The organism is Haemophilus sp. HN_Hi10, from assembly GCF_049821985.1.
GTDB classification, from domain to species: Bacteria; Pseudomonadota; Gammaproteobacteria; order Enterobacterales; family Pasteurellaceae; genus Haemophilus; species Haemophilus influenzae_D.
Window position 1 is genome coordinate 854,691 of record NZ_CP187495.1, and the last position, 14,634, is coordinate 869,324.

The 14,634-nt window shown below is 37.6% G+C and carries 12 protein-coding genes and 1 pseudogene; 6 read left to right on the forward strand and 7 right to left on the reverse strand.

Annotated features, from left to right (window positions below; genetic code table 11):
* Positions 1 to 47: 47 nt before the first annotated feature.
* The 4 genes and pseudogenes from ACPT8Q_RS04285 to prlC all read right to left on the reverse strand — a co-directional run bounded on the left by ACPT8Q_RS04285 (position 48) and on the right by prlC (position 5,660).
* Entirely contained in the window at positions 48 to 1,271 is a 1,224-nt protein-coding gene (locus tag ACPT8Q_RS04285; RefSeq protein ID WP_050949287.1) for a restriction endonuclease subunit S, read from the reverse strand.
* A 141-nt stretch (positions 1,272 to 1,412) separates the two neighbouring features.
* Positions 1,413 to 1,841 (reverse strand): virulence RhuM family protein, encoded by a 429-nt coding sequence (locus tag ACPT8Q_RS04290; protein ID WP_050949288.1) that lies wholly within the window; start codon positions 1,839 to 1,841, stop codon positions 1,413 to 1,415.
* A gap of 2 nt (positions 1,842 to 1,843) precedes the next feature.
* Positions 1,844 to 3,389: pseudogene (locus ACPT8Q_RS04295) on the reverse strand (type I restriction-modification system subunit M).
* 231 nt (positions 3,390 to 3,620) lie between these two features.
* Positions 3,621 to 5,660, reverse strand: coding sequence for an oligopeptidase A (gene prlC / locus ACPT8Q_RS04300; protein WP_061671347.1), 2,040 nt, complete (start codon positions 5,658 to 5,660; stop codon positions 3,621 to 3,623).
* A gap of 126 nt (positions 5,661 to 5,786) precedes the next feature.
* On the opposite strand from prlC, the gene ACPT8Q_RS04305 reads away from it, so the two are divergent.
* Complete coding sequence (locus ACPT8Q_RS04305; protein WP_050949289.1) at positions 5,787 to 6,149, forward strand: YbaN family protein; 363 nt, start codon at positions 5,787 to 5,789, stop codon at positions 6,147 to 6,149.
* Complete coding sequence (locus tag ACPT8Q_RS04310; protein WP_050949290.1) at positions 6,142 to 7,686, forward strand: peptide ABC transporter substrate-binding protein; 1,545 nt, start codon at positions 6,142 to 6,144, stop codon at positions 7,684 to 7,686. The genes ACPT8Q_RS04305 and ACPT8Q_RS04310 overlap by 8 nt, the downstream gene beginning before the upstream one ends.
* A gap of 316 nt (positions 7,687 to 8,002) precedes the next feature.
* Here the strand turns inward: ACPT8Q_RS04310 and ribA are convergent, their stop codons facing one another.
* Positions 8,003 to 8,653 carry a GTP cyclohydrolase II gene (gene ribA / locus ACPT8Q_RS04315; RefSeq protein ID WP_050847160.1) on the reverse strand — a complete coding sequence of 217 codons (651 nt, stop codon included), beginning with the start codon at positions 8,651 to 8,653 and terminating at the stop codon, positions 8,003 to 8,005.
* 69 nt (positions 8,654 to 8,722) lie between these two features.
* On the opposite strand from ribA, the gene ACPT8Q_RS04320 reads away from it, so the two are divergent.
* Positions 8,723 to 9,448 (forward strand): phosphatase PAP2 family protein, encoded by a 726-nt coding sequence (locus ACPT8Q_RS04320; protein ID WP_050949291.1) that lies wholly within the window; start codon positions 8,723 to 8,725, stop codon positions 9,446 to 9,448.
* Positions 9,449 to 9,778: 330 nt separating this feature from the next.
* Here ACPT8Q_RS04320 and nrdD read toward each other — a convergent pair whose 3' ends face one another.
* Positions 9,779 to 11,902, reverse strand: coding sequence for an anaerobic ribonucleoside-triphosphate reductase (nrdD, locus tag ACPT8Q_RS04325; RefSeq protein ID WP_050949292.1), 2,124 nt, complete (start codon positions 11,900 to 11,902; stop codon positions 9,779 to 9,781).
* A gap of 284 nt (positions 11,903 to 12,186) precedes the next feature.
* On the opposite strand from nrdD, the gene ACPT8Q_RS04330 reads away from it, so the two are divergent.
* The gene (locus ACPT8Q_RS04330; protein WP_005672289.1) at positions 12,187 to 12,624 is read left to right on the forward strand and encodes an HI0074 family nucleotidyltransferase substrate-binding subunit; all 438 of its coding nucleotides are present in this window, start codon (positions 12,187 to 12,189) and stop codon (positions 12,622 to 12,624) included.
* Positions 12,617 to 12,961, forward strand: coding sequence for a nucleotidyltransferase family protein (locus ACPT8Q_RS04335; protein ID WP_005672287.1), 345 nt, complete (start codon positions 12,617 to 12,619; stop codon positions 12,959 to 12,961). The genes ACPT8Q_RS04330 and ACPT8Q_RS04335 overlap by 8 nt, the downstream gene beginning before the upstream one ends.
* 12 nt (positions 12,962 to 12,973) lie before the next feature.
* Here ACPT8Q_RS04335 and grpE read toward each other — a convergent pair whose 3' ends face one another.
* The gene (grpE, locus tag ACPT8Q_RS04340) at positions 12,974 to 13,570 is read right to left on the reverse strand and encodes a nucleotide exchange factor GrpE (RefSeq protein WP_050949293.1); all 597 of its coding nucleotides are present in this window, start codon (positions 13,568 to 13,570) and stop codon (positions 12,974 to 12,976) included.
* A 100-nt stretch (positions 13,571 to 13,670) separates the two neighbouring features.
* Between grpE and ACPT8Q_RS04345 the strand changes: the two genes are divergently transcribed.
* Positions 13,671 to 14,561 (forward strand): NAD(+) kinase, encoded by an 891-nt coding sequence (locus ACPT8Q_RS04345; protein ID WP_050949385.1) that lies wholly within the window; start codon positions 13,671 to 13,673, stop codon positions 14,559 to 14,561.
* Positions 14,562 to 14,634: the final 73 nt, after the last annotated feature.

Consider the following 14,634-nt stretch of genomic DNA (forward strand, 5'->3'; position numbering starts at 1 on the left):
CCACCATTTGCTATGATTAATTGGTGGGCTGAAGCCCACCCTACGGGTTACGAGAAATTCAATAACAATTCTCTGTAATACTCATACCGCTTTTGGCTTTGTTCAATCGCTAAAGGTAAGCCTTCGGTGATGGAGTTGGTGAGGGTTTCAAATTTATCTAGGATTGAAACGATGCGTTGTTGTTCTCTGAGTGGAGGTAGTGCTATGGGATAGTTTTTGATAATTCCTGAATTTAAATCAGCACGGGCACCTTGTCCTAAGGATTTTAGTTTTTCATACTCTTTACAGACCCAATGAAAAACGTATCGATAATTTGCATATTCAGGAGCTATTTGTAAATTACAGCAGTGTTGATTAGTTGTTAAAGGTATTTTGTTAATCGCTGAGCGACCTGCAGTTGCTCCAGAGATAGCAACTATTACACAATTTTCAGGAATCCATTTAGCTGATGAATTATCTAATCCTTCTTGAGTTATTGCTACCTCTGTATCCCATATTTCATTAAATTGAACTTCTTGAGTCCTTAACCAAGGAATGTCTCCATTATAGTATTCATCCTTCGTAGATAAAGGCGTCCCTCCAGATGATACTTTTTTACAAGTTTCCCCTAAACATTTCCACTCAAACCCAACCTTTTCAAGCTCTTCTTCACTTAACAATTTTTCCCGATAGTATTCATACTGCTTCCGGCGTAGTGTAAGCTCGCTGGTAAGCGCTGTCAATGCATCCAAAATTTTTACGATTTCGATTTGGACGGAGAGTGGGGGAATGGGGATTTTGATTTTCTTAAATCTTGCTTTAGAAATATTGAATCTGGTTACTCCACTAGCTGATTTCACAATCTCTTTGCGAATAGAGAGTGTTCTAAATAGAAATTTAGAAAATTCAGGCAATAACTCTATATCATCATTAAATCTTAATCCAAACGAAAAACTATTTAGATAGATTTTTTGTTCTGTTTTTGTTGTAACAGCAGAAGACATCCCCGCTTCTTCAGCAGTTTCTGAAGAACCAGTAAATAAGACATCTCCATATTTTATGGTATATTGCTTTTCATCATCAGACACATTTACGGTGTCAAGATTATTAAAATCAACTTCAATGTTATTGAAGATATTTTTGTAAGGTACATAAAGGGCATTTCCATTTTCAAAGTCAGCTTTGCTTTTTCCTGTTAGCCCACCATAAATAGAAGATATTTCGTCGAGTGTTTTCCACTCAACTTCAGCCCCATCTAATAATTTTTCTAAAAAAGTGCGGTTATTTTTCATTGTGTTTCTCGTAGGGCGGATTTCATCCGCTGTTATAATATTGATATTCTTTCGGCGGACTGCTATCCGCCCTACTGTGACTTATTTTTTCTAATGCTTTTAATGTAGCTAGATATTCCTGTTCAATGGGGGAAAGTGTTTTTAGCTCATAAGCTCTATATTCTGAAATGGCTTTTTGTTCAGCTTGTTCCCGACTGATTTTCCCAGCACTTTGCAACACACCTTTACCATATTTTCTTGCAATCGCTCAGTTGCCCATTGACGGAATTGTGTGCCACGAGATGATCGAACTCGGTATCCTACAGCAATAATCAGTGGTAACGAATAATAAGCTAATTGGCGAGAAACGTTTCGATTTCCTTCAGTTTGAACTGTCAACTTATAGTTGACGGTTGAATTTTCATCAAGTTCGCCTTCAGAAAAGATAGCTTTAATATGTTTACTGATATTTTGTTTAGTGGTCTGATATAGCTCAGCCATTTCAATTTGAGATAGCCAAATCTGATCATCAAATTTCTGTAATCTAAACTGAGCATTACCTTCACTGGTGGTATAAAGCACAATTTCCATTGTTACCCCTCAATCTCTGCCACAATCTTGTCAATCTCGGCACGCAAGCGGTCGATATTGGCAACAGTTTTACGAATTTGAGCATTGAGTTCATCAATATTGATCACTTCACGAGTATCTTTTTGTTCCACATACGAACTCACTGCAAGGTTGTATTCATTTTTGGCGATTTCTTCAATGGGAACTAATTTTGCTAAATGCGGTACATCTTCTTTATCGGCAAAGAGTTTTAGGATTTGCTCAATATGTTCTTCTTCCAAAAGGTTATTATTGGTGGCAGATTTAAATAAACCGCTGGCATCAATAAATTGGGTTTGGGTATTAGGTTTATGTTTGGAAAGCACTAGAATATTCACTGCGATACTGGTGCCAAAAAATAAATTTGGAGCAAGCGCAATCACGGTTTCCACATAGTTATTATCCACCAAATATTGACGAATTTTTTGTTCCGCACCGCCGCGATAAAAAATGCCAGGGAAGGAGACAATCGCCGCCCTGCCTTTGCCTGAAAGATAGCTTAATGCGTGTAAAATAAAGGCAAAATCCGCTTTGGATTTTGGTGCAAGTACGCCAGCAGGGGCGAAGCGTTCATCGTTAATCAGTGTTGGGTCATCCGAGCCAATCCATTTCACGGAGTAAGGTGGGTTGGAAACGATAGCATCGAAAGGTTTATCATCGCCAAATTGCGGATTCATTAAGGTGTTGCCAAGGGCGATATCCAACTTGTCGTAGTTGATGTTATGCAAAAACATATTCATACGGGCAAGGTTATAAGTGGTGTGATTAATTTCCTGCCCGAAGAATCCTTCTTCAATGATATGTTCATCAAATTGTTTTTTCGCTTGCAACAATAAAGAACCCGAACCAGCAGCAGGATCGTAAATTTTATTGACCTTGTCTTGTCCATATAAAGCCAGTCGAGCAATTAGCTTGGAAACGCATTGTGGTGTAAAGAACTCGCCACCTGATTTACCAGCATTAGCAGCATAGTTGGAAATTAAAAACTCGTAAGCATCACCGAATAAATCAATATGATTATCTTCAAAGTCACCAAAATCTAACTCGGCAACGCCTTTTAATACGGCAGCGAGACGGCTGTTTTTTATCGGTAACGGTATTGCCCAGACGGTTGCTGGTGGTATCAAAATCAGCAAATAAGCCTTTGATGTCCTGTTCGGAAGGATAGCCAGTAGCGGAGTTTTCAATATCGCTAAAAATTTGTTTAAGTTCAGTATTAAGGTTTGGATTGGTGTTCGCAGTCGCCACTACGTTTTTGAATAGCTGACTTGGATAAATAAAATACCCTTTCGTTTTAATGGCATCTGTTTTAATGTCTGGTGTAATGATTTCATCAGGCAATTTAGCGTAATTCACGCTTTCATCATCCGCTTCAATATAATTGGTAAAGTTTTCACTAATAAAACGATAGAAAAGTGTGCCAAGCACATATTGTTTGAAATCCCAGCCATCGACCGAGCCTCGAACATCATTAGCAATTTGCCAAATACGGCGTTGAAGTTCGGCACGTTGTTGAATTGCAGCTGCCATAAAATCCTCAGAATATTTTGTGTAATGAGTTGGATTGATATGTGAAAAATTATACAGGAAATTAGTCTATTCTGCGTGAATTTCTATGAGTTTGTCTTGCGGATATTTGTAAAAATAATGTCTCGTTTGCAGGTTTTGTCTAGATAAAGTGCGGTTAAAATTTACTATGTTTTTATGTAGAGAAAAATATTTGAGAAAGGGCATGTTGTACATGCCCTATAGTTTGACGTATTAGTTCATAATTCCTTTATGTCTTAACAACGCATCTAATTGTGGTTCACGACCACGGAAGCGTTTGAATAGCTCCATTGGTTCTTCTGAGCCACCACGCGTGAGAATTTCATCTAAGAATGATTTGCCTGTGATTGGGTTGAAAATACCTTCTTCTTCAAAGCGTGAATAAGCGTCCGCTGATAATACTTCAGCCCATAAATAGCTGTAATAACCTGCGGCATAACCTCCAGCAAAAATATGGCTGAAGCTGTGTGGCGCTCTTGCCCAATCTACACCTTTTATGACGGCAACTTGTGATTTCACTGATTTAAGTGTATCCAAAATTTGATTGGTTTTTTCCGCATCAAAGGTGTGATGTAAACGGAAATCAAAAATACCAAATTCAAGCTGACGTAAGATAAACATCGCAGCTTGGAAATTTTTCGCTTTTAATAATTGCGTAAGTTTTTCTTTTGGCAATGGCTCGCCTGTTTCGTAATGTCCTGAAATAAACGCCAAAGCCTCTTCTTCCCAGCACCAGTTTTCCATAAATTGACTTGGTAATTCCACTGCATCCCAAGGCACACCGTTAATACCCGCCACATCGGATACATCAATTTGCGTGAGCATATGATGGATTCCGTGACCAAATTCGTGGAATAGGGTCGTCACTTCATTGTGCGTAAATAACGCTGGCTTATTTCCTATCGGTGCATTGAAGTTGCAAGTTAAATAAGCCACAGGCGTTTCAATGCTGCCATCCAGTTTACGCTTACGTCCGATATAGTCATCCATCCACGCACCACCACGTTTGTGTTCACGCGCATATAAATCAAGATAGAAACTACCACTGACTTGCTCGTTTTCATCGATTAAATCAAAGAAACGCACATCTTTATGCCAAGTATCCACGCCTTTACGTTCAACTGCACGAATATTAAAAATTCGTTTAATTAATTCAAACAATCCCGAAATCACGCGATTTTCAGGAAAGTAAGGGCGAAGTTCTTCATCGTTAATGGCGTACAAATGTTGTTTTTGTTTTTCGCTGTAAAAACCAATATCCCAAGGTGCAAGTTCAGTGACACCAAATTCTTTTTCGCAGTAATCTTTCAATTCTTGCAGTTCTTTTTCGCCTTGTGGTTTGGCTCGTTCGGCAAGATGATCTAAGAAATCAAGCACTTGTTGTGGGTTTTCTGCCATTTTGGTGGCAAGTGAAAGTTCTGTGTAAGTATTAAAGCCAAGTAATTTCGCCAGTTCTACGCGTAACGTCAGAATTTCTTCCATAACTTTACTGTTATCCCATTTGCCAGCGTTAGGGCCTTGTTCTGAGGCTCGTGTCGCATAAGCGCGGTACATTTCTTCACGCAATGCACGATTTTCACAGTAAGTCATTACTGGCAAATAACTTGGGATTTCTAACGTAAAACGATAACCTTTCAATCCTTTACTTTCGGCAGATTGTTGTGCTGCTTGCAGAGCAGATTCTGGTAAGCCAGCAAGTTCCGCTTCGTTTTCAATGAGTTTTTCCCAACCCATTGTGGCATCTAATACGTTATTGCTAAATTGTGAATTTAATTCCGATAAGCGCGCTACAATTTCGCCATAACGTTGTTGTTTCTCTTCGGAAAGTCCAATGCCTGAAAGTTCAAAATCACGCAGTGAATTTTCAATGGCTTTCTTTTGCGCAATAGAATAATCGGCAAATTCAGCACTATTTTTTAACGCCAAATAGGCATTATAGAGCCCTTTATGCTGGCCAACCCAAGTGCTGTATTCAGAAAGTAAAGGTAAACACTCTTGATAGGCTTCACGTAATTCAGCACTATTTTTTACTGAATTGAGATGAGAAACGGGTGACCACGCACGATTTAAGCGATCATTGGTTTCCGTTAAAGGCAAAATGAAATTTTCCCAAGTAAAGTGCGGTTGTTTTAATACTTGTTCTATCGTATCGCGACAATCTTGAATTAATTTTTCAACAGCTGGTTGAATGTGTTCTGGCTTGATTTGTGAAAATGGCGGTAAGCTTTGAATGTTAAGTAATGGATTTGACATAGACATAAATGTTCCTTTTTTGAAAACTGTTCTTTTTTATGTGGCGGCGAATTTTATAATATCAAGGTTGAAAAATCTAAAAAATCAGTAATAATAGTTTGCATTTTCTTTTTTATTAGGAACATTATGAAAATTATTTACATTATTTTAGGTTTTCTTTCTCTTGCACTTGGCATCATTGGCATTTTTCTTCCTCTTTTGCCTACCACGCCTTTTTTATTACTTACTTTATTTTTCTTCACAAAAGGTTCAAAACGCTTAGAACAATGGTTTTTAGGCACAAGTATTTATCAAAAACATCTCAAGTCCTTTCATGAAAATCGATCATTAAAGAAAAATACCAAAATTTGTATTTTGACTTTTGTTACCACAATGCTACTAATTGGTTTTTATTTTACGCCAAGTGTAATAGGGCGTAGTGTTATTGTTGCGTTGATTTGTATTAAGTTTTGGTTCTTCTTATTTTGGATTAAAACCGAAAATGAATAATTTTCTCGCTTTGTGCCAGCGAAGTGCGGTTATTTTTTCTATTATTTTTACGGTGGTGGCTTGTGATAAAGTGGATAGTCCCAAGCCTATTTCGCCACAAGTTGAGACACCAAAAAATACTCAATTAGAATCTAACCGAGTTGAATTAAAACGTGGTGTTTATGGCGATTTGACTTTGCAACCTTGGCAAGCACAAAGCGAAGAACAAACTCAATTATTACGGGATCTTTTTGAAGGCTTAACAGCTTATGATGCGCAAGGTAATCTTGTTCCAGCTGTAGCAGAAAATTGGCAAACCGAAGACAATAAAACTTGGATCTTTACTTTGCGTGAAAATGCCAAATGGTCAAATGGCGAGCCTATCACTGCATCAGATTTTGTACAATCTTGGCAAACACTTTCTCAATCTGAAAGCCCAATTAAAAATTATTTGGCTTTTATGAATGTGAAGAATGCGAAGGCAGTATTGGAAAAAGCGTTATCTGTTGAATCCCTAGGATTGTTTGCCGAAAATGACCGTACTTTACGCATTGAATTAGATAAAGCATCGCCATATTTGCCTTCTATGCTGGCACACGTCAGCCTTTTGCCTCGCTATGCTAAATCGACTGAAACATTTATCAGCAATGGTGCATATCAATTACAAAGTCAGTCTGAAAATCAGCATATTTTAACTACCAATCCTTATTACTGGGCAAAAGAAAAAGTGATATTTCAACAAGTGAAGTATCAAAAAATTATAGCAGATGCAGATTTGTCTGATTTTGATGTTGTAATGAATCCGAAAAAAGTCGATCAGAATATCCAAGATTATCCGCAACTTTGTACTTACTTCTATGAGTTTAATCTTTCCGATCCTGTGTTACAAAAAAGTGCGGTAAGAAAAGCCATTGTTTCGATGATTTCTACCAAGAATTTGGTTGCAGATATTGCTCATCTTCATCCTAACAATACTTTTTTGCCAAAATCGATGCTCGGAGAGCAAGAATCTGTTTGGGAGCCAGTTGTTGCAGAGCAGCTTCTTTCCCAAAATCAAATTAATGAAACTCGTCCATTGAAATTACGTATTCGTTATGATGATTCATCTCTGAATCAAACCATTGCAATGCGATTAAATCATCAATTATCACAATCTGATTTATTACGAGTTGAAAATCAAGGGACGAGCTGGCAAGAATTGCAAACAGCTCGCACAAAAGGCGATTTTCAATTAATTCGTTCTGGCTGGTGTGCTGATTTTAATGATCCTGCAGCCTTTCTAAATTTATTCTATTCAAAAAGCCCAGATAACAAAAATGGCTATAAAAATGCGGAATTTGATCGTTTATTTGAAAATGCAATGACGACGACATCAGAAAAAGTGCGGTTAGAAAATTACGTAAAATTGAAAGAGATGATTCAGCAAGAACATTTAGTGTTACCTATTTTTCAATATAGTACGCCAGTTTATCTCGCACCAAGTATAATGGGCGCGCAAGTAAATTCTGTCGGTGTCATTTACAGTAAAGATTTGTGGAGAAAGGTTAAAAATCAGTAATCGCGCTTGCAATCAAGGAAAGAATTCTTTAAGATTGGAGGCATTGGGGACAACTCCTACATCGTCCCCTTGCGATTATCTTAGATAACTGTGCCTGAACAGCTAACTAAACAACAGATAATCAAGAAAATGAAAAAGGCAATTTTTTTCATTTTACTTACTCCTGATAAGCTCCGATCTTTGGAATACGAGACGGGGTTTCTCGTTTTTAGCAATATGCTAAAAAATCTTTTGATTATTCCATGGCATAAAGTTTAAATAAAAAAGCCATACTGTTCAATACAACAGCATGGCTTTTTTTACATGTATTATTTTATTAAATAATCTCTTCTTGGCAATGCGGGCAGGTCATTAAATGTTGTTCATCATTGTTATGCACAATGTAATGCCCCATTTTTTTCGCTTTAGTATCAAGATATTTTGTATTGTAGCGGTTTTCGCCAACATTAAGTGGAACTCGCTCAACCACGTTGATACCCGCTTTTTTCATCGTTTCCATTTTTTCTGGGTTGTTGGTCATTAAGCGAACTTTTTTTACACCGAGTAGTTCGAACATATCGGCACAGACTTCGAAGTTGCGTTCATCCGCTTTGAAACCTAAAGCAAGATTGGCTTCAATGGTATCCATTCCTTTATCTTGTAAAGAATAAGCACGGATTTTATTAATCAAACCAATTCCGCGGCCTTCTTCACGATGATAAATTAAGACACCGCGACCTTCTTCTTGAATTTGTTTCAACGCTGTCGCCAGTTGGAACCCACAATCGCATTTTAAGCTGTGAAGCGCATCGCCAGTTAAACACTCAGAATGGATGCGTGCTAACACAGGTTCGTCAGCATTAGAAATATCGCCCATTACTAAGGCGACATGTTCTTTTTTGGTATCTGGAAATTCAAATCCCACCATTCTGAAAATACCATATTCAGTGGGTAAATTGGCTTGCGCAACTAGCTGAATTTTTGCCATAAAGTGATCCTTATTCGTAGTCATTTTTGTTAGAATGCGCGCGTTATTTTTTATTATCAAGGGGCGAGCATGTTTAAAAGGCTGTCATTATATACGTTATTACTTTGTCTTGTACCATTTTTTATTTGGGGTATTTCCTATCAGTGGCATGGTAATAGCCAATTAACTCAAGCTGATTATTGGCTTTATTTGCTCACTGAAACGGGTAGCGTACCTTATGCGTTGATCACTTGTGTGTTATTTACGCTTTTATTCGCGTTTTTATTTAAAAATCCAAAACAATGGATATTAGCCGTAATTGTGATGGGGATTTCAGTTATTGCAACTCAAGCCGCAAAAACAGGGGCAAAAGCATTATTTGAAGAACCTCGTCCGTTCACGGTTTATCTAGCTGAGCAAACTCACTCAACGCCTGAAAATTTTTATAAAAATGACCGCACTTTGCGTGCAGAAATGGCTAAGAGTTTTTATTCGATGGATGCTATTACACCAGCTTGGTTAGTTCATCATTATGAAAATGAAACGGGGTATTCTTTCCCCTCGGGGCATACGATTTTTGCGGCAACTTGGCTAATGCTTGCTGTTGGCTTTACCCAATTATTGGGTAACCGTTCTTTTAAAGCAAAATTACTGGTAGCAGGTATTGCGGTGTGGGGTTTATTGATGTTGATTAGCCGTGTTCGATTAGGCATGCATTATCCAATTGATTTATTAGTGGCGACATTACTGGCATGGTTGATTAATAGCATTATTTTTGCCTTTTTGAAGAAAAAGGCGATCTTCGTCATGAAATAGTAACATTAAGAGATAATTCAACATAGGATAAAATGGGAGTTGAATAAGAGAGAGTATTGCCCATCTTGTATATCTGGTTCTGCTCTAGGCAGAAAACCAAATTGTAGAAATGAAATCAGATAATTTTTCACCAAAAAACTGATAGTTAATACTAATATTATTATCTTTATTAGGTCGAAAGACATAGCTCTGTTCCAAAGGGATTGAGGTAGATAGAGATTTATTATTGATAAAAATATTGAAAACCTAATAGGAGTAATAAAGGGCGTATTGCACGCCCTATTATTTTCAAGAAATGTACTAAATTATCAGCTAAATTTAGCCGCACTTTTATAAATGTTTCACTCTCCGTTTCACTTCTTCTTGTTTTCCTGCATTAAATGGGCGGGCATCAGGGCTGCCTAGATAGCCACATACGCGGCGAGTGACAGACACTTTTGTACTATCGTGATTGCCACATTTAGGGCAAACAAAACCCTTACTGGTACATTCAAACTCGCCGGTGAAACCACATTCATAACATTCGTCAATCGGTGTGTTTGTGCCGTAGTAAGGCACGCGATCGTAGCTATAATCCCACACATCTTCCAATGCTTTTAAGTTGTGTTGAATATTTGGATATTCGCCGTAGCAAATAAAACCGCCGCTGGCGAGTGGGGGATATGTCATTTCGAAATCTAGTTTATCGTAAGGATTTACTTTCTTTTCTACATCTAAGTGGTAACTATTCGTGTAGTAGCCCTTATCTGTTACGCCTTTAATCACGCCAAATTTTTTGGTGTCTAGACGGCAGAAACGGTCGCATAAGTTTTCGCTTGGCGTGGAGTAAAGGCTGAATGCATAGCCTGTTTCTTTTTGCCAGCGTTTAACTGCCTCACTAAGGTGGCGAACAATCGCAATGCCTTTTTCGCGTAATTGTTCATCATCAAAAATATGCCCTTTGTTATACAGCGCATTAATGGTTTCGTGAATACCGATATAGCCAAGGGAAATAGAGGCGCGTCCATTTTTGAAAATTTGTGCCACATTTTCATCCGCTTTTAATCGCACTCCGCATGCGCCTTCCATATAAAGAATGGGGGCAACGCGAGCTTTGGTATTCTCAAGGCGGACAATACGCGTCATTAATGCTTTTTTCGCAATAGCCAAACGTTCATCTAAAGTGCGGTAGAAATCTTCTTCGTTTTTAGACTCCAACGCGATATGCGGTAAATTCAAACTTACCACACCAAGATTATTACGCCCATCGTGAATTTCATGTCCGTCTTCTTCGTATGCACCTAAAAAGCTACGGCATCCCATAGGGGCTTTAAAAGAGCCTGTGACTTTGACAACCTGATCGTAATTGAGAATATCTGGATACATTCGTTTTGATGCACATTCCAATGCGAGCTGTTTGATATCGTAATTCGGATCGCCTTGAGTTTGGTTCAAGCCTTTTTTAATAGTGAAAACCAGTTTTGGAAAGACTGGCGTTTTATGATTTTTTCCGAGTCCACGAATCCGATTTTTCAAAATAGCTTGCTGAATTAATCGGGATTGCCAGCTTGTACCTAAACCAAAACCAAAGGTAACAAAGGGGGTTTGCCCATTCGAAGTATGTAGTGTATTAACTTCATATTCTAAAGATTGGAAGGCATCGAAACATTCTTTTTCAATTAATGCTTTTGCGTAACCTTCAACATCAGGCACATTCCATTCTTGGGCATGTTTGAGGTGTTTTTCGTAACTGATTTGTACATAAGGGGAAAGTACTTCATCAATACGATTAATGGTTGTGCCGCCGTAAATATGGCTGGCAACTTGGGCGATAATTTGAGCTGTCACTGCCGTTGCGGTGCCAATGGATTTAGGGGGTTCGATTTCCGCATTGCCCATTTTGAAACCACGAGAAAGCATTCCTTCTAAATTCACTAACATACAGTTAAACATTGGGAAGAACGGCGCGTAGTCTAAATCGTGATAATGAATTTCACCTTTTTCGTGAGCCTCCACCACATCGCGTGGAAGAATATGGTGTTTGGCATAATGTTTTGCCACAATTCCTGCTAGCAAATCACGTTGCGTTGGAATTACTTTCGCATCTTTATTGGCGTTTTCGTTAAGTAATTCTACGTTGCTTTGTTCAATCAAGCCTTCAATTTCTTTTGTCAGCTGACTGCGTTTTTCTCGCGCCAAATCACGATCATGACGATATTCGATATAGGCACGAGCAACCTCGGGGTAACGGCTTGCCATCAATTTATCTTCAACGATTTTTTGAATCTGATTAATATCAATCTCGCCTTGATGATGGGTGAAAATTTCATTCCCTACTTCTTGCCCAATTTGGTGGCAATAAAATTCATCGGAAATATTGACCGCACTTGCGGCTTTTTTAATGGCATTGATGATACGTTGAATCTCAAATTCCGCACGAGAACCATCGCGCTTGATGACCCCAAAGTTACTCATGATATAGCTCCAATATATAGTGTTTTTGAAATGCGAGATGCACTATATATAGATCTAAAAAGATAATCAACACACAATATGTAGTGTTTTTAGACCTTTTATCGTAAGATAATTTTGTTAAAGATTGATTTTATTAGAAAAATATCAAATCAAGTTGTTGAGATCTTTTCTCAAATGTTTTTTGGTTTTGTGATCAATATCACAATGTTTACTTTTGGGGTTATAGGTTTTGAGAAAAAATAGTCTATGGTAAAATAGATAAATATTTAACAGAGGTAAAAGTGATGACTGATAAGCTAAACTTAAATGTATTAGACGCTGCATTTTATTCGTTAGAGCAAACCGTAGTACAAATTTCAGACAGAAATTGGTTTGATATGCAACCCTCTATTGTACAAGATACCTTAATTGCAGGTGCAATTCAGAAATTTGAATTTGTTTATGAGTTAAGTTTAAAAATGATGAAACGCCAACTTCAACAAGATGCAATTAATACCGATGACATTGGGGTTTATGGATTTAAGGATATTTTGCGAGAAGCATTGAGATTTGGTTTGATTGAAGATATGTCAAAATGGGTTGCTTATCGTGATATGCGTAATATTACATCACATACTTATGATCAGGAAAAAGCCATGGCTGTTTATGCACAAATTGATGATTTTTTAATAGAAAGTCGTTTCCTATTGGAGCAATTACGTCAGAGAAATCAATATGACTAGTTTTGTACAGCTTGATATAAAAGCTGAAGAATTGGCGATTGTGAAAACTATTTTACAACAATTAGTACCTGATTATACCGTGTGGGCTTTTGGTTCTCGTGTAAAGGGAAAAGCAAAAAAATATTCCGATCTTGATCTTGCGATTATTTCTGAGGAACCTTTAGATTTTTTAGCGCGTGATAGATTAAAGGAAGCTTTTTCTGAATCAGATTTACCGTGGCGCGTTGATCTTCTAGATTGGGCTACAACGAGCGAGGATTTTAGGGAAATTATCCGAAAAGTTTATGTTGTTATTCAGGAAAAAGAAAAAACGGCCGAAAAACCGACCGCTCTTTAGACAAAGTATAAATTAAGCAGCCACCATAACCATCGCTGGGCGAATGACTCGACCATTTAAGGTGTAGCCTTTTTGCAATACGATGCTAATTTGATTGGTTTCAAATCCTTCAGCAGGTTGCATTGAAATGGCTTGATGTAAGTCAGGATTAAATGCTTCTCCGACAACACCTACAGCTTCCACACCAAAACGACTAACGGTTGAAACTAATTCTTTTAAGGTCAGTTCTACGCCGTCAAATAAGGCTTTTACGCTTTCATCTTCTTTATTTGCTGGAGTGGCAAGCGCACGCTCTAGGTTATCGATAGTATTCAAAATGTCTTTTGAGAATTTTTCCACTGCGAATTTATGTGCTTTTTCTACGTCTTGTTCAGTACGACGACGAAGATTTTCAATTTCAGCACGAGAGCGAAGTAAAATATCCTGTTCTTTGTTTGCCGCTTCTTCTATTTGAGTTTTTAGCAGCTCTTCAAGTTCTTGCACTCGGGCAATTGCTTCTTCTAAAGGATCAAGTTCTTGAGAAGACTCTGTTTGTTGTGTTTCTTCCACAACAGAGTCTTCTTGCTTTTCTACTTCTGGGGTTTCAATTTTTTGTTCTTGTTCTGACATTTTTTTCTCCGTAAATACAAAATTCGCCATAGTCGTTAGCTATAGTCTAACAAAAAACTATATAATGACGAAAATGTTAAATTCAAGTGCGGTTTATTTTATGAATAATTTATATCGTTCCTTTAAAACCATTGGGCTTGTAGGAAAACCTAGAAATGATATTAACCTACAAATGCACAAAAATTTGTTTCACTGGTTAACGGAACGCGGTTATCAAGTAATGATGGAAAAAGATGTTGCTGAAAAACTGGGGCTTCCTGCAGAAAATCTTGCAACACTTGATGAAATTGGTTGCCAAGCACAGTTGGTTATTGTGATTGGTGGTGATGGCAATATGTTGGGCCGTGCTCGCGTATTAGCAAAATATGATATTCCATTGATTGGTATCAACCGTGGTAATTTGGGATTTTTAACAGATATTGACCCGAAAAATGCCTATGCTCAACTTGAAGCTTGTTTAGAACGAGGTGAATTCTTCGTGGAAGAACGTTTTTTATTAGAAGCAAAAATTGAGCGTGCAGGTGAAATTGTATCGACAGGTAATGCAGTGAATGAGGTGGTTATTCACCCTGCAAAAATTGCACATATGATCGATTTTCATGTGTATATCAATGATAAGTTTGCATTTTCACAACGTTCTGATGGATTAATTGTTTCTACTCCAACAGGCTCTACGGCTTATTCTCTTTCCGCTGGTGGCCCGATTTTGACACCTAATCTTAATGCGATTGCGCTAGTGCCTATGTTTCCACATACATTAACTTCTCGTCCTCTTGTTATTGATGGCGATAGCAAAATATCGATTCGTTTTGCTGAACATAATACCTCTCAATTGGAAGTGGGGTGTGATAGTCAAATTACCTTGCCTTTTACTCCAGATGATGTGGTACATATTCAAAAAAGCGAGCATAAACTCCGATTGCTTCATCTGAAAAATTATAATTATTACAATGTGTTAAGTGCCAAATTAGGGTGGTTAAAATCATTTTGATTATGGTAAAAATTTTCGATTGAAATGAATTAGATAAAATACTGTAAAAAAATCATTTACTGTAAATTAAATC